The sequence below is a fragment of the Marinobacter profundi genome, from assembly GCF_002744715.1.
GTDB lineage: Bacteria > Pseudomonadota > Gammaproteobacteria > Pseudomonadales > Oleiphilaceae > Marinobacter > Marinobacter profundi.
Map to the genome: position 1 here is coordinate 73,949 of NZ_KZ319369.1, position 24,613 is coordinate 98,561.

The following is a 24,613-nucleotide window of genomic DNA, read 5'->3' on the forward strand; positions in this document are numbered from 1 at the left end:
GCGGATTTGTATGAGGCATCATAAATCATAGAAACCGGGCGCGGTGCCCGGTTTCTCAGTCAACGGCTTTAGTTAGCCATTCCCCTTCTTCATCTGCTCGTACTCGTCCTCGAAGAAAAACTTCTCCTCTCCGAATGCCGGTTCCAGCTCATGCAGCCAGGTGGCGGTATCGCTGTATTTGGCGAAGAACGGGCGCTGTACCCAGTCCGGGTTACGGCCCTGGAGGAAGCGCAGGACGAAGACTTTCTCGCCGTTGATCTCGGTGATGCCCTGGATTTCCACCTTGCCGGGGCCTGCGCTCATGCTGGGGCCGCGGGCGGTGCGGGCCAGGCCTGAGACCTGCTTCATGGCCTCGCGGTAGATGTTGTAGGCCTCGGCCAGGGGCACCTCGAAGTAGTTCTTGGCGCCGGTGTCCCGCTCGACGAACATGTAATAAGGGATGATGCCCAGCTTCACTTCCTTCTTCCACAGCTTCGCCCAGGCGTCGGCATCGTCGTTGACGTGCTTGATCAACGGACCCTGGGCGCGGATTTCAGCACCGGTGGCGCGGATGCGGCGGATGGCTTCTTCCGCGATGTCGGTGGTGATTTCCTGCCAGTGGTTGTAGTGGGCCATGATGGCCACGTGCTTGCCGGCGTCGACCAGTCGGGCGAACAGCTCGATCAGCTCGTCAGCATCCTTGTCCGTCACGAACCGGTACGGCCAGAAGGTCAACGCCTTGGTGCCGATGCGGATGGTCTGGATGTGGTCGAATTCCGGCTCCAGCAGCGGCTCCAGGTATTGCACCAGGTTCTTGGTCTTCATCACCATCGGGTCGCCACCGGTCACCAGCAGGTCGGTCACTTCGGTGTGTTGTTTCAGATAGCCGTGCAGCTTCTCGGCTTCGGTGCTGGACATCTTGAGGTCTTTGTCACCGACAAACTGCGCCCAGCGGAAGCAGAAGGTGCAGTAGGAGTGGCAAGTCTGACCCTGGGCCGGAAAGAACAGCACGGTTTCCCGGTACTTGTGCTGCACGCCGTCCAGTACCTCGCCGTCCAGCTCCGGTATGTTCATTTCCATCTGGCCGGCCGGATGCGGATTCAGCTCGTCGCGGATCTCCTTGGCCGCGGCCTGGATATCTGCCTTGTCAGCACCTTCCCGGTGCAGTTTTGCCATCCGTTCGAAATGTTCATCCTTCAGCATGCCTTTTTGAGGAAAGACAAGTTGGTAGATGGGGTCGTTGGGTACCTTGTCCCAGTTGATGAGTTCGTTAATGACGTACTCGTTGACCCGGAAGGGCAGCACGCTGGCCACAACCTTCATTTCGAACAGGGTGTCTTCAGGGAGCTGCTGGATGATTTCAATCTTGTCGAGCTGGCGGTCTGTAAAGACCTTGAAGCGTCGTTCCTCGAATTCGGTGGTCGGAATCCGGTTCGGAAAGGTGACGATGGAGTTCATAGATCGCCCTCTGGTTGTAAGCAAAATGTCAGGAGTACGTACTTTCAGTTACTGGTCGCGCACTCCGCTGGTTAAAAAACGGGCAGGGGAGTATACCTAAAAGTAAATTCATTTTCAGGTCTAATTAAATATTCGGGGAAGTGGCGTGCCAAAGACCGCTTCGCTGGTGCCTGGATGGCGCCTGCAATCTATATGTAGTGGTAATCGTAAAAAGCTTCGGGGTGGTGTCGTTTAGTGTGGCAAGCTTTGAGCTTTGGTAATAATCCTACTACATTCGTCTGATCAGGCTTGTTTGCTGCTGGAAAAAACGTCATTCTACGAAAGTAATACTAAAAAATGAGTTGTATAGACGGTTAAGCTCATCAAACTTGATGTTTTTCTCTAAATTGTAGTAAAAATACTACAAATTTCGGGTTCGTGAGTTTGAAGGTCTTGGGCCGGCCGGACGGGCAAGTCCCGCCAGCTGATCTATGCTGTAGTCAGGCTGATACCTATAAAAACTCTGCATTTCACGCTGCATCCTGCAAGGCTGCCAGTCAGCCGTGCGCAGCACTTTTGATGCCAAGGGGAGGGTTTGATGTACCGGGACGAAGATCCAATTGAGACCAGTGAATGGCTCGACGCGCTGGAGTCTCTGATCGAGGAAGAGGGTGTTGAGCGCGCCAAATATATTCTTGAGCGGCTGTCCGAGCGGGCCAGTCGTGATGGCACCGAGTTGCCGTATTCTATTACCACACCTTTCCGCAACAGTATTCCGGTAACCCACCAGGCGGGTATGCCGGGCGACCTGTTTATGGAGCGGCGCATCCGTTCGCTGATCCGCTGGAATGCGATGGCCATGGTCGTTCGTGCCAACCAGCGTCCCGGCGACCTGGGTGGCCACATTTCTACTTTCTCCTCGGCTGCAACCCTGTACGACGTAGGGTTCAACTATTTCTTCCACGGTGGTGACGAGAAGCGGGAATCCGACCTGGTGTATTTCCAGGGGCATTCCGCGCCGGGCATCTATGCCCGTTCTTACCTGGAAGGCCGCTTTGAGGAAAAACAGCTGGATAAATACCGGGAGGAAGTGGACGGCGAGGGGCTGTCTTCCTATCCGCACCCCTGGCTGATGCCTGACTACTGGCAGTTCCCCACCGTTTCCATGGGTCTTGGGCCGATTCAGGCGATTTACCAGGCCCACGTCATGAAGTACCTGCACAGCCGTGAGCTGATCGATATGGATAGCCGCAAGGTCTGGGCCTTTATCGGTGACGGCGAGTGTGACGAGCCGGAAACCCTGGGTTCGATCTCCAAGGCGGGCCGCGAGAAGCTCGACAACCTGGTCTTTGTGGTCAATTGCAACCTGCAGCGTCTTGATGGTCCGGTGCGTGGTAATGGCAAGATCATCCAGGAGCTGGAAGGTGTCTTCCGTGGTGCCGGCTGGAATGTTATCAAGCTGGTCTGGGGCCGTATGTGGGATCCGCTGTTCGAGAAGGACGTGAATGGTGTGATGCAGCGCGCCATGGACGAAGTCTGTGATGGCGACTTGCAGAACTACGCCCATAACGGTGCTGCCTACACCCGTAAGGAGTTCTTCGGCAAGTATCCGGAGCTCGCCAAGCTGGCGGAAGATCTGTCTGACGACGAAATCAACAAGCTTAACCGTGGTGGCCACGACCCCTACAAGATCTACGCCGCGTATCACAAGGCGATTCATGAGGCGAACGGTCGCCCCACGGTGATTCTTGCCCACACCATCAAAGGCTATGGTTTCGGCGAGGCGGGTGAGGCCCAGAACACCGCGCACTCACTTAAAAAGCTCGACATTGAGACCCTGAAGGCATTCCGCGATCGCTTTGGCATCCCGCTCAAGGATGATGAGCTGAAGGCGGTGCCCTATTACCGCCCGGCCCCGGACAGCCCTGAGCTGGTGTACATGAAGAAACGCCGGCAGGACCTGGGTGGCTTTTATCCCAAGCGCCGCAAGGACTGTCAGCCACTGCAGATTCCCGAACTGGACGTGTTCAAGCAGGTTCTGGAAGGCTCCGGGGATCGCGAAATCTCCACCACCATGGCCTTCGTGCGGATCCTCAGTGCGCTGGTCAAGGACAAGCGCATCGGCAAGCGCGTGGTACCGATCGTCCCGGACGAAGCCCGCACCTTTGGTATGGAGGGCATGTTCCGTCAGCTGGGCATCTACACAGCCGAGGGCCAGAAGTACGTGCCCCAGGACCGTGACCAGATCATGTACTACCGGGAGGACAGGAAAGGCCAGATTCTTCAGGAAGGCATCAATGAGGCAGGTGCCATGGCGGCCTGGATGGCGGCGGCAACCTCCTACAGTACGAACAACTTCCCGCTGATTCCGTTCTACGTGTTCTATTCCATGTTTGGCTTTCAGCGCGTTGGCGACCTGGCCTGGGCATCCGGTGACATCCAGGCTCGTGGTTTCCTGGTGGGCGGTACCGCTGGCCGGACTACGCTGAATGGTGAGGGCCTGCAACATCAGGACGGCCACAGCCACATCCTGGCCAACACTATCCCGAACTGTAAGGCTTACGATCCGGCCTATGGCTATGAAATGGCCGTGGTGGTGCGCCAGGGTATGAAGGAGATGTTCGAGGAGAACAGGAACGTTTTCTACTACCTGACCATCGAGAACGAAAACTACGCACAGCCCGCCATGCCGAAGGACTGCGAAGACGGCATTATCAAGGGGATGTACAAGTTCGAGTCGGTTGAAGCCAAGGCGGCCAAGGGCAGCAAGAAGGGGCCGCGGGTCCAGTTGCTGGGCTCCGGTGCCATCCTTAATGAGGTGCGCGCCGCGGCACAGATGCTGAAAGACGATTACGGCATCAGCAGCGATGTGTGGAGTGTCACCAGCTACAACGAGCTGGCCCGCGATGGTCAGCACGTAGAGCGCTGGAATCTCCTGCACCCGGATGACAAGCCCAGAAAGGCCTATGTCACCCAGTGCCTGGAAAAACAGCAGGGCCCGGTAGTGTCGTCCACTGACTACATCAAACTGCACTCCGAGCAGCTGCGCTCGTTCATTCCCAAGACCTACCTGACTCTGGGCACCGACGGCTTCGGCCGCAGCGATACCCGCGAGAAGTTGCGCCACTTCTTTGAAGTGGATCGCTACTACGTGGCGGTGACCGCCCTGTCAGCTCTGGCGAAGGACGGTGAGGTCAAGCAGGAACAGGTTCTCGAAGCCATGCGCAAGTACGGAATCGATCGCAATAAAACGAACCCGGTGCTGAGCTAAGGAGACCGCCATGAGTGAACAGGAAATCAAGGTTCCGGATCTCGGCGGTGCGGACGAGGTCGAGATCATCGAACTCCTCGTCAGCGAGGGAGATACGGTAGCCGAGGAAGATCCCATCCTGACTGTCGAGTCAGACAAGGCGTCGGTAGAGTTGCCGGCGCCTGTTGCCGGCAAGGTCATCCGCATCACCGTCAAAGTGGGCGACAAGGTCCGCGAAGGGGATGTGATCGGCATCGTTGCCGCCAGTGGCGGTGCTGAGGCTGCCAGCGACCAGGTTGAGAATGACGAGGCGACGCAGCCGGCGCCCGTCGAACACCAGGAAAAGCCCGCAGCCAGTTCGGAAGACAAGCCAGCCGCTGCGAGGAAGTCCGGTGGCTCCCGTCAGGAGACTGTCCGGGTGCCGCAGCTGGATGGCTTCGACAATGTCCCGGTGATCGAGATCAACGTCAGCGAGGGCGACACCATCGAGGTGGATGATCCACTGGTGACGGTGGAGTCGGACAAGGCCACCATGGAAATTCCTTCGCCGTTTGCCGGCAAGGTTGGCAAGATCCTGGTCTCCGAAGGGGACAAGATCTCCGAGGGTCATGAGTTGCTTGAAATGACCGTGGAGGAGGCGGGCGACGGCGGTGAAGCGGAAGCTGAGTCCGCACCGCCAGCCAAAGCTGAGGGCTCCGAAAAACCGGAGGCAAAATCGCCAGCGGCAGAGCCGGCAGTGCAGCCTGTTGCAGCGACCTACGCGCCGCCAGTACCGGGTGCCAAGGTGCATGCTGGCCCCGCCGTGCGCAAGCTGGCGCGGGAATTCGGTGCCGATATCGCCCGCATCAAGGGCAGTGGTCCGAAGGGCCGGATCCTCAAGGAGGATGTCCAGGCGTATGTGAAGGGTCAGCTGCAGCAGACCCAACAGGGCGGCGGTGCAGTGGCTGCAGGTGCCGGAATCCCGGGCGTCAAGCTGCCGGACTTCAGCCAGTTTGGTGAGATCCAGCGGGAAGGCATGTCCCGGATCATGGCGGCGACCGCGACCAATATGCAACGCAGCTGGCTGAACGTTCCTCACGTCACCCAGTTCGATGACGCTGACATTACCGACATGGAGGCCTTCCGCAAATCCCAGAAGGCAGCCGGCGAGAAGAAGGGCGTCAAGCTGACGCCGTTGCCGTTCCTGCTCAAGGCCTGCGCCCATGCGCTGGCCCAGCTGCCGCAGTTCAACGTGGCCCTGGACATGGAGCGCAAGGAAGTGGTGCGCAAGCAGTACATCCACATCGGTATTGCCGTTGATACTCCCAATGGCCTGATGGTTCCGGTCATTCGTGACGTGGACAAGAAGGGGCTCTGGGAACTGGCGGCAGAAGCGGCGGAACTGGCCCAGAAGGCCCGTGACAAGCAGCTCAAACCGGCGGAGATGCAGGGTGCCTGCTTTACCATCACCAGCCTCGGTGGCATCGGTGGTACCGCGTTCACACCGATCGTGAACACGCCGGAGGTGGCTATCCTGGGGGTCTCCAAGGCAGCCATGAAGCCGGTCTGGGATGGTAATGCCTTCCAGCCACGGCTGATGTTGCCGTTGTCCCTGTCTTACGATCACCGGGCGGTGAACGGCGCCGATGGCGCCCGCTTTACCAACCTGCTGTGTGAGTTCCTGGGGGACATCCGGACCCTGCTGTTGTGATTGCCCGGTAGTTCCTGGCTGGTTGGCCTTTGGCACTCCCCTGATTTCCAGGGGAGTGCCTGGGGTCAGCACCCGGGTTCAGTGCTCGGGTTCAGCACCTGAGTCCATCCCCTGATTCCACTTCTGCGTCCGCTCCTGGTTCACCCCGTTTTGGCAGTGGATCTGCAGCCCTGATTACCGGTCGTTGCTGCCAATGTACGACCCGCGCGCCCGGGTTCACTATGGTCTCCTGGACAAACTATCCAATTCCATAGGCGCCCCATGACTCCTGCTGAAATCCTTTCTGCACCGCTCAGATTCCGCAATGGCTCGGTGCTCCCCAACCGTTTTGCCAAGTCCGCCATGAGCGAGACCCTCGGCACGATTGACAACCACCCCACCAGCGATCTGGCGACCGTGTATCGGGCCTGGGCCGAAGGAGGTAGCGGGTTGTCCATTACCGGCAACGTGATGATTGATCGCCACCATATCGGGGAGCCGAAAAACGTGGTGGTGGAAGACGCGTCGGACCTGGAGCTGCTGTCTGCCTGGGCGAAGGCGGGGCAAGTGGGGGGCGCGCAAATCTGGATGCAGTTGAACCATCCCGGCAAGCAGAGCCCGAAGCTGCTGAATCGAGCCCCCGTGGCGCCAAGTGCAGTTGCGTTCAGGAAGGAGCTCCGCAGTATGTTTGCGACACCCCGGGCGCTGACCGGGGCGGAGATCGAGGACATCATCCGTCGGTTTGCCCGCAGTGCGGAGGTGGCAAAACAAGCGGGTTTTGACGGGGTACAGATTCATGGCGCCCATGGTTACCTGGTGAGCCAGTTCCTGTCGCCACATCACAACCAGCGGACGGATGATTGGGGCGGGTCGGCCGGGAAACGCCAGCGATTTGTACTGGAGGTTTACCGGGCGATCCGGTTGGCCTGCGGTGAGGATTTCAATATAGGGATCAAGCTGAATTCAGCGGATTTCCAGCGCGGAGGCTTTACCGAGGGCGAGTCGCTGGCGGTCATCGAGGCGCTGGTGGCGGAAGGCATCGACCTGGTGGAAATCTCCGGTGGCAACTATGAGAACCCGGCCATGGCAAAGGGCGGGGACAGTGGTGAGGTCAAAGCCAGCACCCGGGCCCGGGAGGCGTACTTTCTGGCGTTTGCGGAACAGGTGCGTCAGCGGGTCGATGTCCCCCTGATGGTTACCGGGGGCTTCCGTACGGCGGAAGGCATGGCCGAGGCGGTCGCTTCCGGTGCCACCGATCTGGTGGGGCTGGCGCGTCCACTGGTAGTGGAGCCTGACCTGCCCCGCCGGATCATGGCTGGCCAACCCTTCACCAGCGCCGTGCGCCCGATCAGGACCGGTATCCGGGTGATTGACGACATGGCATTGATGGAGGTGAGCTGGTATACCCGCCAGATCGGGCGGATGGCAAGCGGCAAGGCGCCCCGCAAGCATGACCGTGGCCTGTGGTCGTTGCTCGAGGTGCTCGGGGTCATGACGACCCGGAGCGTGAGAACCCGCCTGCGGGCAGGGGAATAAACCGCAAACAAAAACCCCGGCCGAAGCCGGGGTTTCTGCTGAGTCAACGTCTGAAAGGAAGGATCAGAAGTTGTACTGGGCTGCGAACATCAGGCGGTTTGCGTCGCCGTCGTCACCGTTCACTTGCTCAGTCTTCAGGTACTGGTATTCAACACCCATCATGACGTTCTTGACCGGAGTCCACTTGTAGTTGGCCATGATGGCTGAGTTAGTCTCAGTTTCTCCGCCAACTGCCAGGCCGTCGTCTTCCGCATCGTCCCAGTCCATGGTGGTCATGCCGTAGCCGATGTTGATGCTGCGACCGCCGCCCAGGTTGATGCCGGTACCGATGCTGCCGGCGTAGCCCGCGATGGTTTCCACGTCGCCATTGGCGCCGATATAGGCATCACTGCCGAAGTAGTTGTCGCCGGAGCGCCACAGGTAGCTGTTGGCACCGTCGCTGTAGTTCAGGGCGCCGTGAATGTCGATCATGTCAGTGATCTGCATCTTGGCGGCGACGAAGGCGCCGAAACCGAAAGCGCTTTCATCGTTGGTGCCGGTGTCATAGCCGACCTGGTGTGCCAAAGCAGCGGCTGAGTAGGACATTCCGCCAGCTTTATCTTCCAGACGGATGGTGAAGGTTGGCATGCCATCTTTCTTGGCGGCCTGAACTGCGGCATCGCCATAAAGCGAGCTCTGCGGATCTTCTGCAGAGATGGACAGTGCGCCGGTGGTGTAACGCAGCTGCGCAGTACGACCCTGGTAACCGGCAGTGCCCGGCAGGGAATCGAAGTCCAGCGTTGCGGTGTTGCCTACGAAGCTGTTGTAGTTGGACCAGGTCTGACCGGCCAGCACGCCATTGTAGGAGCCGTAGCCGTGACGCAGACGCAGGGTACCGTTACGGAAGTCACCCTCGATATTGAAGGTTACGCCCTCGGGGGACGTGGTTTTCACGCCGATCCGGCTCTGGACCGCATCCGCATCAAAATAACCGGTGGCTTCGTTGTTCTCGGCGGCACCAGTGTTGATCATGCTGAAGTTGCCGGATTGTGTGGTTGAGCCCACATCCTCGTCAATGTCGTAAACGGCGTTCAGACGCGCATAGCCATAGACACTGGTGTTCCAGCCGCCCGCGTCAAAGCTGACTGCGCCAGCCTGACCTGCCACGCCAAAAATCGCCGCAGCAGCCGTTGCACGGATGGCCATTCTCAATTTGTTGCTTTGCATCGTTGTTGTCTCCACACATTATTGTTGTTGGACCCACTTCAACTTAGTTACCAATTCATGACATTTCAAATAAATTCGATCTTTACTTAGACGAATGTCTAAACAGGCATTTTGTTGAAATACAGACGTCTGGGACAGCATAGCTTGCGTACAGGTTTTTTATGGCAGGAATAAACATTAAATTTTCATCCACCACCTTCGCCTTCCTCGATATCGAGACCACCGGCGGCTCGGCGGCAACCGACCGGATCACCGAGATCGGCATCCGTTTCTGGCGGGACGGAGCGGTGGTAGGTGAGTGGCAGACGCTGCTGAACCCGCAAACCCGCATACCACCCTTCATTGAGCAGCTGACCGGGATCTCCAACCCTATGGTTGCCGCGGCCCCGCTGTTTGCCGATATCGCCGATGAGCTGGAGGCGCAGCTGAACGGGGTGGTATTCGTGGCCCACAATGCCCGCTTCGACTATGGCTTTATCAAGTCGGAATTCCGGCGCCTGGGGCGGCTGTTCGGCGCGAAGGTGCTGTGCACCGTCAAGCTCTCGCGCAGACTGTATCCGGAGTTTCGCCGCCACAATATGGATGCGCTGATCGAGCGCCATGGTCTGCATACGGTACAGCGTCATCGCGCCATGGGGGACGTTGCTGCAATGCTGGAATTTTTCTGCCATGCCCTGGCGGAGCATGGGGAGCCGAAGGTCAGTGCAGTGATCGGGGAGCTGCTGCAACGGCCGAGCATTCCTTCCAACCTGCCTGTGGATGTGCTGGCGGATTTGCCGCGGGGCCCCGGGGTATACCGTTTTTACGGTGAGAACGATGTCCTGCTCTATGTCGGCAAAAGCACCAACATTGCCCAGCGGGTGGCGTCACACTTTTCCGGGGACCACAACAGCAGCAGGGGCGTGCGGATGTCAGAAAGCCTGCGCCGGGTCGAGTGGACCGAGACCGCCGGTGAGCTCGGGGCATTGCTGCTGGAGCTGAAACAGATCAAGAGCCTCAAGCCGCTGTTTAACCGGCGTTCCCGTGCGGCCAAACAGCTGGTGAGTATCGAGCTGGTTCGTGGCGACGAGGGTTATCTGCAGGCGCGGCTGGTGCGGGAAATCGAACCGGATCGGCTGGGCAGTTATTTTGGCTTGTTCCGCAGCAAGCGGGATGCGGAGCGGGCGCTGGGTGGCATTGCGGCAAAAAACGAGCTGTGCAACAAGTTGCTGGGCCTTGAGCCGGACCATCCCGGGCCGTGCTTTCAACGGGCGCTGGGACGGTGCATGGGCGCCTGTGAGCAGGCGGATGATGTGGCGCGCTACAACTTGCGTATGCAGATTGCATTTCATGGCCTGCGGTTGCAGACCTGGCCCTGGGCGGGGCCGGTCGGTCTGGTGGAGCATAACGAGGCCAACGGTCGCACCGACATTCTGGTGTTCTACAACTGGATGCATGTCGCCACCGTGCACAGTGAGGAGGCGTTCTTTGACCTTTCGCTGAGGGGGCAGGCGGTGACCTTTGACCTGGATTCCTATAAGTTGGTGGTCAAGGCGCTGATGGGGCGGAATGTCCGGCCGGCACGAATTATCGAGTTGCCCGCAGCCGGTGTGCCAGATGTGCTGATGCCCTGACTGTCGTATGATGGAGTGTCCGCACAGCTGCCGGCCCGTAGCCACGGATGTGCTGCTATTTTATGTCTAACCGCTTGCTTGAGAGATCCGCATGAACAAAGAACCCGTCAGTCGCGAACTTTTCGATGAAGTCATGGTGCCCAACTACGCCCCCGGCACAGTTGTTCCGGTGCGTGGCGAGGGCTCGCGAATCTGGGGTCAGGACGGCCGCGAGTTCGTGGATCTGGCAGGTGGTATCGCGGTGACCTGTCTCGGGCACTCCCATCCGGGGCTGGTGGGTGCGTTAACCGATCAGGCGGAAAAAATCTGGCACCTGTCCAACGTGATGACCAACGAGCCGGCCCTGCGGCTGGCAAAGACGCTGTGTGACCTGACGTTTGCCGAACGGGTATTCTTTGCCAACTCCGGCGCGGAAGCCAACGAGGCGGCCTTCAAGCTCGCCCGTCGTTATGCCTGGGAACATTTCGGCCCGCAGAAACACGAGATTATCTCGTTCACCAATTCGTTCCACGGCCGCACCCTGTTTACCGTCAGTGTGGGTGGCCAGCCCAAATACCTGGAAGGCTTCGAGCCGGCACCGGGCGGCATTCACCATGCCGAGTTCAACAACCTGGAGTCGGTAAAGGCATTGATCTCGAAAGAGAAGACCTGCGCGGTGGTGGTGGAACCGATTCAGGGTGAGGGCGGTGTCATGCCGGCGGATCCGGCGTTCCTTGAAGGCTTGCGCCAGCTCTGCGACGACAACGACGCCCTGCTGGTGTTTGACGAGGTGCAGACCGGCGTTGGCCGCACCGGACACCTGTATGCCTATGAAATGTACGGCGTGGTGCCGGATATCCTGTCCAGCGCCAAGGGCCTCGGCGGCGGCTTTCCGGTATCGGCCATGCTGACGACGGCGAAGGTGGCCGCCAGCTTCGGTGTCGGTACCCATGGCAGCACCTACGGCGGCAACGCGCTGGCCTGTGCGGTGGCGCAGAAGGTGATTGATACCGTCAGTCAGCCGGAGATCCTGAAGGGCGTCAAGGTCCGTTCCGAGCGGTTACGCAAGGGCATGATGGATATTGGCGTCCGTTACGGGGTGTTCAGCGAGGTCCGCGGGGCTGGCCTGTTGCTGGGTTGTGTGCTGACGGAGAGCTGGCAGGGCAAGGCCAAGGATTTTGTCAGTGCCGGCCTTGATGAAGGCGTTATGGTGCTGGTGGCAGGGGGCAATGTTGTTCGCCTTGCCCCGTCGCTGATTATCCCCGAGACTGATATTGAGGAAGCGCTGTCCCGTTTCGAAGCGGCGGTGGCGAAACTCTGTCAATAACGCTCTGTCCCTGACCCATGGTCATGGACTCAAAGGGGGCTGACCTATGTGGCTGGTGCGACCGGCTCAGCCGGGCGACCTGAATGGGATTCGTGACATCGCCGAGACGCAGGGCCCGAGGTTGTCCTCGACCCTGCCGCGGCAGGAAGAGAACCTGGCCGCGAAAATCCGTCAGTCGGGCCAGGCGTTTGCCGGCCAGCTGGCAGCAGGGGATGCTGCGCGCTTTCTCTTTGTCCTTGAGGATCTCGATACTGGCCGCATCCGGGGTGTTTCGGGCATTGATGCCCGGGCCGGTAATGGTCAGCCCTTTTACAACTATCGCCGCGACGCGCTGATCCACGCGTCCCATGAGCTGGGTATCTCCCGTCGGGTAGAGGTGCTGTATCCCTCCCATGCCCTGACTGACCAGACCCTGTTGTGTGCCTTTGCCATTGATCCTGCGTTGAAGCAGACGGACGCCTTCGAGCTGTTGTCCCGGGCGCGAATGATGTTCATCGCGGGACATCGGACGATGTTCAGTGACCGGATGGTGGTCGAGATTCAGGGCGTGCAGAACAGCAGCGGTGCGGTGCCTTTCTGGGACAGTCTGGGCCGGCACTTTTTTGATATGGATTTCGAAACCGCCGATCGGTATTCGGGCATGCTCAGCCGCACCTTCATCGCCGAACTGATGCCCTCCAACCCCATCTATGTGACCCTGCTCAGTCCCGCCGCCCAGGAGGCCCTCGGGCAGCCCCATACCCTGACCAGGGCGACCATGGAACTGCTGCTGCGGGAGGGATTCCATGCCGGTTGTTACCTGGACATCTTCGATGCCGGTCCCGTACTGCAGGCCCGGACAGATGCCCTGAAAACCATTGTCACCAGTCATTGCCGGGAACTCCATGCCGCCACCGCTGACCAGGGTGAGACCTGCCTGCTGGCAACCGGTGACGGCGCGGCCTTCCGCTGTACCCTGGCTTCGGTCAGTGAAACCCTGAAAGGCGAGGTTCTGGTGCCGGTGAAAACCTGGCAGGGTCTGGAGTGCAGCTCCGGGGACCGGGTAAGGATTGCGTCGCTGTGATGTTGCGGGCTGACGGGAGGATGAGTCGATGCTGGTAATCCGTCCATTGCAGGAAACCGATCTGGACGATCTTTTCCGCATGGCTGGCAGTGCGGGTAAGGGGTTAACGACCTTGCCAGCAGATCGCGGGATGCTGGAGCGCAAAATCAGTCATGCCCGGGATACCTTCAGTCAGCGCTGCGCGCCCGAGGCAGGGCTGTACCTGTTTGCGCTCGAGGACATCGCGCTTCGGCGCTGTGTCGGGATCAGCGGGATCCAGGCGAGGGTGGGGCTCGATGAGGTGTTCTACAATTACCGCCTCAGCGTTACCGTCAATGCCTCGCGGGAGCTGGGTGTGCACGTGCGTACGCCAACCCTGCACCTGACCAATGACATGACCGACACAACCGAGATCTGCTCACTGCTGCTGGCGGACTCGCACCGGGGCGGTGGCAATGGCCTGCTGCTGTCCCGCTGCCGTTTCATGTTTCTGGACGATTTCCGCAAACATTTTTCCGACAAGGTGTTCGCGGAAATGCGCGGGGTGTCTGATGGCGGGGGCCAGAGCCCGCTGTGGGATGCCCTGGGCAGCAAGTTCTTTGATATGGAGTTCGCCGAGGCGGACCGGCTCTCGGGGTTGGGCAACAAATCGTTTATTGCCGAATTGATGCCCAAGTACCCGATCTACCTGCCCATGCTGCCACCGTCTGCCCGGGCAGTGATCGGGCTGGTTCATGACAACACCGTGCCGGCGCTGAAAATGCTCCAGGCGGAAGGGTTCAACTTCAATGGTCTGGTGGATATCTTCGATGGCGGCCCGGTGGTGGAGGCCTTTGTCCACAATATCCGGACTGTCCGGGACGGCATTAACCGCCACGTGCTGGTACGGCACCAGCCGGTAAACCTGCAAGTGCCCGTCGAGGAGCGGGTGATGGTGTCCAACCGTTCGTTCCGCGACTTCCGGGTGACTACAATCCCGGCGCAACTCATCGGGCCGGATACGGTCAGCCTGCCCCGCAATGTTGCCGACGCCCTGGGGGTAGAGTCCGGTGACCCGGTGCGCCTTGCCCCCTTGAAAGGGTCATGGCCGTCACCCATTCATTCAGTAAGGGACTATCACAAGCTCGACTACGGCCCCCGCGACTTCTCCTCCCGGGGATAGGTGACGTTGGGACACCGGACAGGTTTCTGATCAATACAGGAGGTGCATCATGACGACAACACTGACGGGCGAGCTGTACATTGACGGACTCTGGCTGCAGGGGCATGGCGCCCCGTTTGAGTCCCTGCAGCCGGTTACCGGAGACGCGGTGTGGGACGGTAACGAGGCCAACATCGAAGATGTCGATGCCGCGATTCGCGAAGCCCGTCGCGTCTTCCCGGACTGGCGTCGCAAACCGTTTGCAGAGCGCCGGGTGGTGGTTGAGGCTTTTGCCCGCAAACTGGAGGAGCACAAGGAGGAGCTGGCACACCAGATTGGCCTGGAAACCGGCAAGCCGCTGTGGGAATCCCGCACCGAAGTCGCGGCAATGATCGGCAAGATTGCCATCTCGGTGCAGGCATATGACGAGCGCACCGGCCATCGGGAGGCCGATGTTGCCGCTGGTCACGCCGTTCTGCGTCACCGCCCCCATGGCGTGGTGGCTGTGTTTGGCCCCTACAACTTCCCCGGGCACCTGCCTAACGGCCATATCGTGCCGGCTCTGCTGGCGGGCAATACGGTGGTGTTCAAGCCCAGTGAGCAGGCGCCGGGGGTGGCGGAACTGACCGTGCGGCTGTGGGAGCGTGCCGGCCTGCCGGACGGCGTTATCAACCTGGTGCAGGGCACCGCCGGCACCGGCCGGACACTGGCCAGCCATCCTGGCATCGACGGCTTGTTCTTTACCGGGAGTTCGGCGGTAGGTCAGCTGCTGCACGAGCAGTTCGGTGGTCAACCGGAGAAGATTCTGGCCCTTGAAATGGGCGGCAATAACCCACTGATCATCCAGGATGTGGCGGATGTGGATGGTGCGGTGCATCATGCCCTGCAGTCGGCGTTCCTGTCCGCGGGGCAGCGTTGTACCTGTGCCCGGCGCCTGCTGGTGCCGGTTGGTCGTAAAGGCGATGCCGTGGTAGAGCGGCTGGTGGAAGTGGCGGGCCGGATCCGGGTTGGCGAATTTGATGCCGAGCCTCAGCCGTTCATGGGTTCGGTGATTTCCCCGGCAGCGGCGGAGCGGCTGCTCGCGGCACAGCGGGCGATGGTGGCAGCGGGTGCCAGGCCGCTGCTGGAAATGACCCGGTTACGGGAGGGCACCGGACTGCTGTCGCCGGGTATTCTGGATGCCACCGGTGTGGACCTGCCGGACGAAGAACATTTCGGGCCCTTGCTCACTGTCTATCGCTACCAAAGCTTTGACGATGCCCTGATGCTGGCCAACAGCACCCGCTTTGGTCTCGCCGCCGGCATTCTCAGCGATGATCGCAAGCTGTACGAGCGCCTGCTGGAGGAAGCCCGCGCCGGTATCGTCAACTGGAACCGGCCACTCACCGGAGCCAGTAGTGCAGCGCCCTTTGGAGGCGTCGGAGCCAGCGGCAATCACCGCCCCAGCGCATACTATGCGGCCGATTACTGTGCCTGGCCCATGGCCTCGCTGGAGGCGGTACACAGTGAGATGCCGGACAGCCTGGCGCCGGGGCTGGATTTTGGCGGTTAATTGTTTCCGGATAATCCCTGGCGGGAGATGAGGTAGCTGAATGCCCGAACACGCGGTTGAAGCCAATTTTGATGGTCTGGTAGGGCCGACCCACAACTACGCCGGCCTGTCCTGGGGTAACGTGGCGTCCAGGTCCAATGTCCATGCGCAATCCAATCCCCGGGAGGCGGCACTGCAGGGGCTGGCCAAGATGAAGCGGTTGGCGGACCGCGGCTATGTGCAGGGCATATTGCCACCCCACGAACGACCGCATCTGCCAACCCTCCGGCGGCTCGGGTTCAGTGGCCCGGATGCGGCGGTGCTGGCGACGGTGGCAGGGCAGGCTCCGGAACTGCTGGCTGCGGTATCGTCGGCGTCGGCCATGTGGACGGCCAACGCGGCCACCGTGTCACCCAGTGCCGATACTGCCGACCACCGGGTGCATTTCACCCCCGCCAACCTCAGTGCCAAGTTCCACCGGTCCATTGAGCCAGCTGTCACCGGCCGGGCCTTGAAAGCGATCTTCGGCGATGAGGCCTATTTTGCCCACCATCCGGCGTTGCCTTCGGTCAGCCAGTTTGGTGATGAAGGGGCGGCCAACCATACCCGATTGTGCGGCAGCTACGGTGATCCGGGTGTGGAGCTGTTTGTCTATGGCCAGGTCGCTTTCAACGAGGATGCGCCGGCACCCTGCCGCTTTCCGGCCCGCCAGACCCTGGAGGCCTCTCGGGCCGTGGCCCGGCTGCACGGGCTGAGCGACCGGCACGCCGTTTTTGCGCAACAGAACCCGGACGCCATTGACGCCGGCGTGTTTCACAACGACGTCATTGCCGTGGGCAACGGCAACACCCTGTTCTATCACGAGCTGGCGTTTCTGGATGAGGCGCGGGTGCTGGCTGATATCCGCAACCGGCTGACCGGCACCGAACTGATCCCGGTACGGGTCGGCAGCGACGATGTTCCGCTGGCCGACGCGGTGGCCTCCTATCTGTTTAACAGTCAATTGCTGGCCAGCGATACCGGCATGTTGCTGGCCGTCCCGGGGGAGTGCCGTGAGATTCCTTCGGTGAGTGCCTATCTCGATCGCCTGGTTGCCTCCGGCGGCCCGATCTCGGCGGTGGAGGTGTTTGACGTCAAGCAGTCGATGCGCAACGGTGGCGGACCGGCCTGCCTGCGATTGCGGGTGGTGTTGCAGCCGGATGAGCTGGCTGCCATGCATCGAGGGGTGCTGTTGACCGATGCGCTCTATCAGCGCCTGACCACGTGGGTGGAGGCCCATTACCGGGACCGCCTCAGCCAGGATGATCTGGCTGACCCGCTGCTGCTCGATGAGGTGCGCGCGGCGCTGGACGAGCTGACCGGTATTCTGGGCCTCGGATCGATCTATGATTTCCAGTTGGGGGCTGGGTAAGTGTTCGTTGCCGCTCAGGACGCGGCAATGGATGAGGTCAGCATGTCCATGGTGTGACGGATCAGTGCGTCAGCCGGAAACTCCGGGTTGCCGCCGTGTTCGCCGATTTCGCTCTGACAGAGCAGGATCACACCGTGCAGTGCTCCGCGCAGATAGAGGGCAGTCTCCATGGCATCACGAATCCGTTCGCGGCTCATGGTGCCGTCTGCCAGCCCAAGCCTGATCGCTCCCACCATCAGTTCCATCAGTTCCATTTTGGAGCAGAACATGTCCTCTGCCTGGCTGGCGTCCGCCTCTGCCATGGCGGTGGAGGCCTTGGTCAGTGCCGAGAAATAGTCCGGTTCGTCGAGGTAAAACCGGTAGTAGGCCGCGCCCATGGCGCGGATTTGCTCCAGCCCGTTGCTGGCGGTGTCACGTGCCTCGCGGAACCGCCGGCTCAGGCTTTGGCCCGCCCGCAGCATGATACCCCGCTGAATGGCGGCCTTGTCCTTGAAATACACATAGAGCAGGGCCCGGCTCAGCTGGGCGGTGCGGGCAATGTCGTCCATTGAGCAGCGCTCGTAGCCTTTTTCGGAAAATACCAGCTCTGCCGCATCGAGAATGGCATCGTACCTGGCCTGCTTTTCCTGTTCCCGTCGTGTTTTCAGTTGCTCGCTCATCTTGTATCCCGTTCCGCCGATGCTGGTTTGCATCATAGCGTTTTCCGGATTAAAACTGTTTATTGACAAAGTGTCAAAGAATGACATTATGTCGGAAATGATAGATTGATGGCGGTTTTACCGGGGCGCCGATGTGGTGCGTCCGGGCGCAGGACCGTAAACAACGCGGACGGACGAACCATGAACATCAAAACAACACTGGCCGGCTTTCTGGTGGCGACTACCGTAGTAACATTTCTGGCCGGGTGCCGGTCCCCCGCCAGCGGTCCGCAGACGGCTGCGCCGCCGGTGACCGTGCGGGCTGCCGAGGTGATGGTCAGCGATGCCGATGGCCTGCCGCTGCGATTTTCCGGAGTGGTGCGGGCTACCCAGCGCGCCACCCTGACCTTCCAGGTGAGCGGTACCTTGCGGCAGCGGGCGGTGGAGCTGGGGCAGACGGTTAAAGCGGGTGACCTGCTGGCGAGCGTTTACAACCCCGCGCTGGAGCCGGCCAGGGATTCCGCCAGGGCAAGGCGGGATGAGTTGCAGACCCAGTACGAGCAGGCAGTGCGTGAATGGGACCGTTCCCGGCTATTGCACCAGCGCGGCGTGGTTTCCGAGCAGACCCTCGAACAGATAGCCGCCCGGCGTGACGGACTGAGAGCCAGTGTGGCGACTGCTGAGGCGGCGCTGGCCGAAGCCAGCCGGTTACTGGAGGAGAGCCTGTTGCGTGCGCCGTTTGCAGGCCGTGTCGAAGCGCTGCTGGTGGAGCAAGACGAGTTTGTGGCGGCGGGCCAGCCGGTGATGCGGTTGTCCTCCCCTGAAGGCCGGGAGGTGGAAATCCGGGTGCCGGCGTACATGGTCAGCCAGGTTACCCTTGGTCAGTTGTTGCCGGTTTGGAGTGTACAGGATCGTCAACAGGCACCGGCGAGCGGAGCCGTGGTCGAGATTGCCCAGCCGGGGGCCATTCGCGGTGAGCTGCACCCGGTGCTGGTGAGCTTGCCGGCGGAAACCCTGGAGCCGGGGGAGCCGGTTGAGGTGGGTATTACGCCCCGTCATGGGCAGGCAACGACGGTTCCCCTGTTGGCGGTGATGCGGTCCGACGCCGGCGCCGGTGCCAGCGTGTTCCGGGTGCGGGATGGCGAGGTACGGCGGGTACCGGTTGCGGTGCAGCGGGTGATTGGAGAGCGGGTTGTGGTTGATGCCGGCGAGCTGGCTGCCGGCGACCAGGTAGTATATGCCGGGCTGACCCGGATCGCTGACGGTGATGCGGTGGAGATCCGGCAATGACCTCCCGTCTGCTGAATGGCCAGCGCCTGTTGGGTATGGTGGTTACCATGCTCTGTGTGCTGGGTATTGCTGCCTACAGCACCATGCCGCGGCAGGAAGATCCGTCTTTTCCCTACCGTGCGGGCCTGATTACCGCGAGTTATCCCGGAGCCAGCGCCGATGCGGTTGAACGGCTGGTGTTACGGCCGTTGGTGGACGAATTGCGGCAGGTGGAGGAGGTGGACTTCTCCCAGGGCACGGCGCGCACCGGCGTCGCCATTGTACGCATCCGACTGAACGACACCATTTACGATACAGATCCGGCGTGGGACCGGGTTCGCCAGGCCATGGAGCGGGCACGGCAGGAGTTTCCCGCGGATGTCGGCCAGATGGTTCTGGACGACCGGATGATCGACATTCCGGCCATAGTGCTGGCAGTGGGCGGCGCGGCGTCGGTAACCGAGCTGACGGCGGTGGCGGAGCGGCTGAAGAACAACCTGACGGATCTGCCCGGGGTTTCCCGAATCGAACTGGACGGCGACGCGGATGAGCAGATTACCCTGGCACTGGATGATGCAGCGCTTTACCGGCTGGGGATCTCACCGGCTCTGATCATGGATACCCTGGCCCGCCGCAACCAGACTATCTCCGGTGGTTTCGTGGTCGTGGATGGCCGGCGGCTCTCGGTATTGCCCAACAGCGAATTTGCCGACATAGACGCCATCCGCGCCACCCCCATCGAGTTACCCGACGGTTCCCAGGTGCCACTGGCTGCGGCGGCCGAGGTCTGGCGCGGGCCGGCGGAGCCCCGGCAGCCGGAGACCTGGTTTGATGGTGAGCGGGTGGTGCTGGTGTCCATTATCATGGAGGAGGACACCACCGATGCCATCCGCTTTGGCGCCCGGGTGCGGGAACGGCTGGCCTCGGTGCGCGCGGATTTCGAGCCCTACGAGATCCGCGAGATGTTTTTCCAGCCCGACAAGGTCGAGCAGCGGCTGGACAACCTGGCCTGGTCCCTGGTGCTGTCGGTTGTCATCATCGTGGCGGTGGTGTTCACCGGCATGGGGATCCGAATGGGGTTGCTGGTGGCGTCAATCCTGCCGATGGTGGCGCTGATCAGCATCGGCCTGTATGACCTCGGTGGCGGCGTGTTGCACCAGATTGCGGTGATCGGCATGGTGATATCGCTCGGTATCCTGATCGATAACGCCATTGTGATTGTCGAAAACATCCAGGGCAATCTCGACCGCGGCATGCGCCGGCTGGACGCCCTGCAGCGTTCGGTCCGGGAGCTGGCGGGGCCCCTGGGCGCCTCTACCGGCACAACCCTGGCCGCCTTCGCACCGCTGCTGCTGTCCAAGGGCGGTGCCGCCGACTTTACCCGCGGTGTCCCGGTGATGATCATGCTGACCTTGTCCGTCAGCTACCTGCTGGCCATTTCCGCCGTGCCCCTGCTGGCGGCCCGCTTTCTCAAACCTCGCAAGGCCGCCAGCCGGGACCGGTTGACCGGTCTGGCCCGCTACCTCGGCAGCCTGGTTTTTCGTCGTCCGGGCATGCTGATTGCGCTGGGCGGGGGGCTGGTGGCGGTCAGCCTGGCGCTGACGCCGTTCATGGCCCAGCAGTTCTTTCCCAATGCCGACCGCCCGCAGGTTATCGTCGAACTCTACATGCCGGAGGGTACCGATCAGGAGCGCACGGCAGTGGTCGCCGCCCGGCTTGAGCAGGCGATCCGCAGCCGACCGGAAGCCCTGACGGTGCATCGCTTCACCGGTTTTACCGGACCAAGCTTCTACTACAACCTGCAGCGGGCGCCCCAGGCACCCAATCGCGGGCGGATTGTGGTGGCCACGCCCGCGCTTGAGGATACCACCGGGCTGATCCGCTGGATTCGCGCCTACGTCAGTGAACAGTTGCCTGAACTTGATGTGACGGTTGGCACACTGGGCCAGGGGCCGCCCCGCGCCGCGCCGGTCGAGGTGCGGGTGTACCACAGCAACGATGAAAGCCGTGCCAGGGCGGTTGAGCAGCTGTTCGCCGCGCTGCGCCGCGTTGAAGGTACCGTTGATGTGCGTCACGACCTTGACCTCGGGGTGCCCAGCATTGCCATCAACGTGGATGATGCCAGTGCGGCGCGTTATGGCCTGACCCGGGCCGACGTTGCCCGCAGCCTCTATGGCCAGAGTTTCGGGGTAGTGGCGGAACAGTACCGCCAGGAGGATGATCCCATTCCGCTGGTGCTGCGTTCCCGTGAAGGCACCAGCCTGTCCCTGTCCCGCCTGTTGTCAGTCAATATCTACAACAGCCGCGGCGACGCCATACCGCTATCGGCGGTAGCGACGGTAGCAACCCGTTGGGAGCCTGCCGCCCGCTACCTGCGCAACGGTGTACGGATGAATACGGTGACCGCCAACCTGCTGACCGGTTACAGCTTCAGCCAGGCGCTGGACGGCCTCCAAGGCATCCTGGCGGAGCAACCGCTGCCTGCGGGTACCCGGCTGGAAATGGGCGGCGACGCAGAGGGCTCCGGGGATGCCAACGGGGCATTGCTGACGGCGGCACCCATTGGCGTCTTGTTGTTACTGTTCTTCCTGTTGCTGCAGTTCAACTCGTTCCGCCGGGTTGGCATTATCCTGCTGACGGTTCCCCTGGCCACCGTGGGTGTCTTCCCGGGGCTGGTGCTGTCCGGTTCCCCCTTTGGTTTCCAGTCCCTGTTGGGGGTGATTGCGCTGGTGGGAATTGTGGTCAACAACGCCATCGTGCTGCTCGACGTGATGGACCGCGAGTTGGCGACGGGCGAAGATATCGGCAACGCCATGCGCAAGGCGGTCGAACAGCGCACCCGGCCCATTCTGCTGACCACCGCGACCACGGTCGCCGGGCTGTTGCCGCTGGCGTTCTCCAGCTCGACGCTCTGGCCGCCGATGGCCTGGGCGATCATCAGCGGCTTGCTGGCGTCTACGGTGCTTACCCTGCTGGTGGTGCCTGCGGTGTGTACCAAGGTTATCCGGGGAGCAGTACCGGCACCGGAAAATGCCCCTGCCTGAAGGTTCTGATCAGGCCCCGAGCTGCTGGAGGGGCCTGATCATCAACCCTGCCCGCTGGCCAACCGGAACCTCCCGGTTGGGGAAGACAATCGCCTCCGGTGAGGTGCCAACCCGGTAACAGGTGGTGGCGTCTTCCCAGATCACCGTGCCTGGCGCGAACTCGGTAAAGTTGGCGACATCGTCGGGAACCCGGAGGCGGAATGACGGCCCGGTATTGAGGATCTCGTGAACCACCTCGAACACCGTCAGATGATCGAACGGCGGGCTGACCTCCGGCGCCGGCTGACCGCACAGGCGCCGGCGCAGGGCGTCGCCAAAACCGCGGAACCGCCGCAGATCGTTACGTCCGAATGGCTCGACCTTGCCCAGCTCCACGGTAAAACTCTCCGCGCCCAGCACCGACGACGAGAACGATGCGAAGGTGGTGGCTTCACGGTGCTGAAGCAGCAGGGTTTCGACTTCGGCTTCCAGCAGGAAGCGACATTGCGGGCGCGGTACCCGGCGACCCTTGATGAAGGGGTAGAGGGCAAACTTCTCCCGTTTTGAGGGCCGGATGGCGGTATGCAGGTCGTAGTGGGACAGATTGTCCGGGTGCAGGGTCGCAAACCGGCGGCAGGCTTCTTCCAGCAGTTGCGCCCGTTCTGCTTCGGCCAGGCCCCGGTAAGCCGGCTGGTGGTAGGCGCCATTGAACAGCCGGTTCATGTTCGCTGCGCTGAAGCGTTCACCGGCTTTGAGGGCTGGCGGGTTACCCAGAATGAGCAGGGTGGGGCAGGCCAGTGGCCACCGGCCTGCCAACAGCTCCGTGACCAGTCCGTTGAGCACCTCGACCGGAGCGGTTTCGTTGCCATGAACCCCGGCAGAAACGATCAGGGCTTCGTTATTGGGGTTGGCCCGGTCAGCGGGTGGGCAGGCATAGAGCAGGCCGGCAGCCTGGCGGGTGATCCGGGTGCCGTCGGCCAGCCGGGCCTTTTTCGTCGCCACCGGAAGACCGGCGTCGGCCAGGGTGTGGGCCAGCCAGTCCGGTGCGCTGCCGAACAGTTCGGTGGTGATTGCCATGGGACTCCCCCTCAGGAGCCTGCGGGCCTCTGATGCTTCAACAGATGATTTTCCAGCTTGCGGAAGACAAAGACCAGGATAAAGGTCAGCATCATGTACAGCAGCGCGACGAAGATGAAGGCATCAAACGGCGCATAGAACCGTGAGTAGATGTCCCGGGCAGCGCCGGTCAGGTCGACAATGGTGACTACGCTGGCAATCGCGCTGGCGTGCAGCATGAAAATCACTTCGTTGGAGTAGGCTTGCACTGCCCGTCGTGCGGCGTTCGGCAGGATGATCCGCCGCATCCGCATGGCCCAGTTCATGCCGAAGGCCTTGGCTGCCTCGATTTCGCCGTTCGGGGTGGCCACAATCGCCCCGCGAATGATTTCCGTGGTGTAGGCGGCGGTGTTGAGGGTGAACGCCAGCAGGGCCGGGTAGAAGGGCTCGCGGAAGATCGTCCACCAGAAGGTGTCCTGGATGCCGGGAATCTGGGCAACGCCGTAATAGATGATGTACAGCTGGATCAGCAGGGGGGTGCCGCGGAACAGGTAGGTGTACAACCACACCGGTCCGGACACCAGTGGATTCTTTACTGTGCGCAGAATGGCCAGGGGCAGGGCCATCAATAGCCCGATCACCAGGGACAGGAACACCAGCTGCACCGTCGTTACCAGTCCGTCCCAGTAATGCATCAAGGTGGTGGCATTAAAGATGTCGTTGTGGTTGAGCAGTTCGGCAATAAACTCGGGCATCGATCAGTCTCCGTGCACCACACCGACATTGGCGCGCTTGTCGAGCCATTTGATAAACAGCTCGGAACCTGCAGTCAGGCCCAGATAGACCAGTGCCACCGGAATGAAAAAGTGGAAAGGCATGCGCTCGGCCTTGGCGGCCTCTTCCGCCACCCGCACCATATCGGTGAGACCGATGATGGACACCAGCGCGGTTGTCTTGAGCAGTACCTGCCAGTTGTTACCGATGCCGGGCAGGGCGTGGCGCAGCATCTGCGGCAGCATCACCCGGCGGAAGGCGTGCCAGCGGGTAAATCCGTACGCCCGGGCCGCTTCAATCTGGCCCTTCTCTACCGCCAGGAAGGCGCCGCGGAAGGTTTCCGTCATGTAGGCGCCAAAAATCAGTCCGATCGTCACCACTCCGGAAATGAACGGATCAAACTGGAAAAAGAAGTCGATTTCGTAAAGTTCGTACAGCAGGTCCGACAGGTTGTTAACCGCCACCTGGCCGCCATAGTAGAACAGCAGCATCATCACCAGGTCAGGAACGCCACGGATCAGTGTCGTATAGGCGGTGGCCGTGTTGCGTAACAGGCGGTTGCCGGACAGCTTGGAGGAGGCTCCGATCAGCCCGAGAGCCAGGGCTACGGCCAGGGACAGGAAAGCGAGTTCAATGGTGACAATCGCCCCTTCCATCAGGGACGGCCCGTAGCCTTTCAAGTCGAACATGGAGGATTCCGTGTTTCAGGGGCGGCGGGAGGCCGCCCCCGAC

General features: G+C 61.3%; 17 protein-coding genes. 11 read left to right on the plus strand and 6 right to left on the minus strand.

Annotated elements, in window-relative coordinates:
* Positions 1-72: 72 nt before the first annotated feature.
* Positions 73-1,437 (minus strand): KamA family radical SAM protein, encoded by a 1,365-nt coding sequence (locus CLH61_RS05865; protein ID WP_099613783.1) that lies wholly within the window; start codon positions 1,435-1,437, stop codon positions 73-75.
* 577 nt (positions 1,438-2,014) lie between these two features.
* Between CLH61_RS05865 and aceE the strand changes: the two genes are divergently transcribed.
* From aceE to CLH61_RS05880, 3 genes are all read left to right on the plus strand, one after another.
* Complete coding sequence (gene aceE, locus CLH61_RS05870; RefSeq protein ID WP_099613784.1) at positions 2,015-4,687, plus strand: pyruvate dehydrogenase (acetyl-transferring), homodimeric type; 2,673 nt, start codon at positions 2,015-2,017, stop codon at positions 4,685-4,687.
* Positions 4,688-4,697: 10 nt separating this feature from the next.
* Positions 4,698-6,356: a dihydrolipoyllysine-residue acetyltransferase gene (gene aceF, locus CLH61_RS05875; protein ID WP_099613785.1), complete on the plus strand. Its 1,659-nt coding sequence runs from the start codon at positions 4,698-4,700 to the stop codon at positions 6,354-6,356.
* Between the two features lie 261 nt (positions 6,357-6,617).
* Positions 6,618-7,871, plus strand: coding sequence for an NADH:flavin oxidoreductase/NADH oxidase family protein (locus CLH61_RS05880; RefSeq protein WP_099613786.1), 1,254 nt, complete (start codon positions 6,618-6,620; stop codon positions 7,869-7,871).
* A 63-nt stretch (positions 7,872-7,934) separates the two neighbouring features.
* Here CLH61_RS05880 and CLH61_RS05885 read toward each other — a convergent pair whose 3' ends face one another.
* Entirely contained in the window at positions 7,935-9,077 is a 1,143-nt protein-coding gene (locus CLH61_RS05885) for a DcaP family trimeric outer membrane transporter (RefSeq protein WP_099613787.1), read from the minus strand.
* A gap of 161 nt (positions 9,078-9,238) precedes the next feature.
* On the opposite strand from CLH61_RS05885, the gene CLH61_RS05890 reads away from it, so the two are divergent.
* The 6 genes from CLH61_RS05890 to astB all read left to right on the plus strand — a co-directional run bounded on the left by CLH61_RS05890 (position 9,239) and on the right by astB (position 17,121).
* Positions 9,239-10,690, plus strand: coding sequence for an exonuclease domain-containing protein (locus CLH61_RS05890; RefSeq protein ID WP_099613788.1), 1,452 nt, complete (start codon positions 9,239-9,241; stop codon positions 10,688-10,690).
* Positions 10,691-10,781: 91 nt separating this feature from the next.
* On the plus strand, positions 10,782-11,996 hold the full coding sequence (locus CLH61_RS05895; RefSeq protein WP_099613789.1) for an aspartate aminotransferase family protein: 1,215 nt from the start codon (positions 10,782-10,784) through the stop codon (positions 11,994-11,996).
* A 46-nt stretch (positions 11,997-12,042) separates the two neighbouring features.
* On the plus strand, positions 12,043-13,059 hold the full coding sequence (locus CLH61_RS05900) for an arginine N-succinyltransferase (RefSeq protein WP_099613790.1): 1,017 nt from the start codon (positions 12,043-12,045) through the stop codon (positions 13,057-13,059).
* A 28-nt stretch (positions 13,060-13,087) separates the two neighbouring features.
* Positions 13,088-14,200, plus strand: a complete 1,113-nt coding sequence (gene astA, locus CLH61_RS05905; protein ID WP_099613791.1) for an arginine N-succinyltransferase — start codon at positions 13,088-13,090, stop codon at positions 14,198-14,200.
* Between the two features lie 49 nt (positions 14,201-14,249).
* Entirely contained in the window at positions 14,250-15,731 is a 1,482-nt protein-coding gene (gene astD, locus CLH61_RS05910) for a succinylglutamate-semialdehyde dehydrogenase (RefSeq protein ID WP_099613792.1), read from the plus strand.
* 40 nt (positions 15,732-15,771) lie between these two features.
* A complete protein-coding gene (astB, locus tag CLH61_RS05915; protein ID WP_099613793.1) occupies positions 15,772-17,121 on the plus strand; it encodes an N-succinylarginine dihydrolase in 1,350 nt (449 codons plus the stop codon).
* Positions 17,122-17,135: 14 nt separating this feature from the next.
* Here the strand turns inward: astB and CLH61_RS05920 are convergent, their stop codons facing one another.
* Positions 17,136-17,816, minus strand: coding sequence for a TetR/AcrR family transcriptional regulator (locus CLH61_RS05920; protein ID WP_228152550.1), 681 nt, complete (start codon positions 17,814-17,816; stop codon positions 17,136-17,138).
* Between the two features lie 144 nt (positions 17,817-17,960).
* Between CLH61_RS05920 and CLH61_RS05925 the strand changes: the two genes are divergently transcribed.
* Together CLH61_RS05925 and CLH61_RS05930 are read left to right on the plus strand one after the other, a co-directional pair.
* Positions 17,961-19,049, plus strand: coding sequence for an efflux RND transporter periplasmic adaptor subunit (locus CLH61_RS05925; RefSeq protein WP_099613794.1), 1,089 nt, complete (start codon positions 17,961-17,963; stop codon positions 19,047-19,049).
* Complete coding sequence (locus CLH61_RS05930; RefSeq protein WP_099613795.1) at positions 19,046-22,072, plus strand: efflux RND transporter permease subunit; 3,027 nt, start codon at positions 19,046-19,048, stop codon at positions 22,070-22,072. The genes CLH61_RS05925 and CLH61_RS05930 overlap by 4 nt, the downstream gene beginning before the upstream one ends.
* Before the next feature lie 9 nt (positions 22,073-22,081).
* On the opposite strand, the gene CLH61_RS05935 is transcribed toward CLH61_RS05930, so the two are convergent.
* Genes CLH61_RS05935 through CLH61_RS05945 form a run of 3 tightly spaced genes read right to left on the minus strand, consistent with a single transcriptional unit; the run spans position 22,082 to position 24,570 of the window.
* The gene (locus CLH61_RS05935; protein ID WP_099613796.1) at positions 22,082-23,128 is read right to left on the minus strand and encodes a succinylglutamate desuccinylase; all 1,047 of its coding nucleotides are present in this window, start codon (positions 23,126-23,128) and stop codon (positions 22,082-22,084) included.
* A gap of 11 nt (positions 23,129-23,139) precedes the next feature.
* Entirely contained in the window at positions 23,140-23,862 is a 723-nt protein-coding gene (locus CLH61_RS05940) for an ABC transporter permease (RefSeq protein WP_099613797.1), read from the minus strand.
* A 3-nt stretch (positions 23,863-23,865) separates the two neighbouring features.
* A complete protein-coding gene (locus CLH61_RS05945) occupies positions 23,866-24,570 on the minus strand; it encodes an ABC transporter permease (protein ID WP_099613798.1) in 705 nt (234 codons plus the stop codon).
* Positions 24,571-24,613: the final 43 nt, after the last annotated feature.

Bases quoted from the DNA above. Each gene is read 5' to 3' on its own strand.
- CLH61_RS05865 (WP_099613783.1), bottom strand. From the start codon at position 1,437: ATGAACTCCATCGTCACCTTTCCGAACCGGATTCCGACCACCGAATTC.
- aceE (WP_099613784.1), top strand. From the start codon at position 2,015: ATGTACCGGGACGAAGATCCAATTGAGACCAGTGAATGGCTCGACGCG.
- aceF (WP_099613785.1), top strand. From the start codon at position 4,698: ATGAGTGAACAGGAAATCAAGGTTCCGGATCTCGGCGGTGCGGACGAG.
- CLH61_RS05880 (WP_099613786.1), top strand. From the start codon at position 6,618: ATGACTCCTGCTGAAATCCTTTCTGCACCGCTCAGATTCCGCAATGGC.
- CLH61_RS05885 (WP_099613787.1), bottom strand. From the start codon at position 9,077: ATGCAAAGCAACAAATTGAGAATGGCCATCCGTGCAACGGCTGCTGCG.
- CLH61_RS05890 (WP_099613788.1), top strand. From the start codon at position 9,239: ATGGCAGGAATAAACATTAAATTTTCATCCACCACCTTCGCCTTCCTC.
- CLH61_RS05895 (WP_099613789.1), top strand. From the start codon at position 10,782: ATGAACAAAGAACCCGTCAGTCGCGAACTTTTCGATGAAGTCATGGTG.
- CLH61_RS05900 (WP_099613790.1), top strand. From the start codon at position 12,043: ATGTGGCTGGTGCGACCGGCTCAGCCGGGCGACCTGAATGGGATTCGT.
- astA (WP_099613791.1), top strand. From the start codon at position 13,088: ATGCTGGTAATCCGTCCATTGCAGGAAACCGATCTGGACGATCTTTTC.
- astD (WP_099613792.1), top strand. From the start codon at position 14,250: ATGACGACAACACTGACGGGCGAGCTGTACATTGACGGACTCTGGCTG.
- astB (WP_099613793.1), top strand. From the start codon at position 15,772: ATGCCCGAACACGCGGTTGAAGCCAATTTTGATGGTCTGGTAGGGCCG.
- CLH61_RS05920 (WP_228152550.1), bottom strand. From the start codon at position 17,816: ATGATGCAAACCAGCATCGGCGGAACGGGATACAAGATGAGCGAGCAA.
- CLH61_RS05925 (WP_099613794.1), top strand. From the start codon at position 17,961: ATGAACATCAAAACAACACTGGCCGGCTTTCTGGTGGCGACTACCGTA.
- CLH61_RS05930 (WP_099613795.1), top strand. From the start codon at position 19,046: ATGACCTCCCGTCTGCTGAATGGCCAGCGCCTGTTGGGTATGGTGGTT.
- CLH61_RS05935 (WP_099613796.1), bottom strand. From the start codon at position 23,128: ATGGCAATCACCACCGAACTGTTCGGCAGCGCACCGGACTGGCTGGCC.
- CLH61_RS05940 (WP_099613797.1), bottom strand. From the start codon at position 23,862: ATGCCCGAGTTTATTGCCGAACTGCTCAACCACAACGACATCTTTAAT.
- CLH61_RS05945 (WP_099613798.1), bottom strand. From the start codon at position 24,570: ATGTTCGACTTGAAAGGCTACGGGCCGTCCCTGATGGAAGGGGCGATT.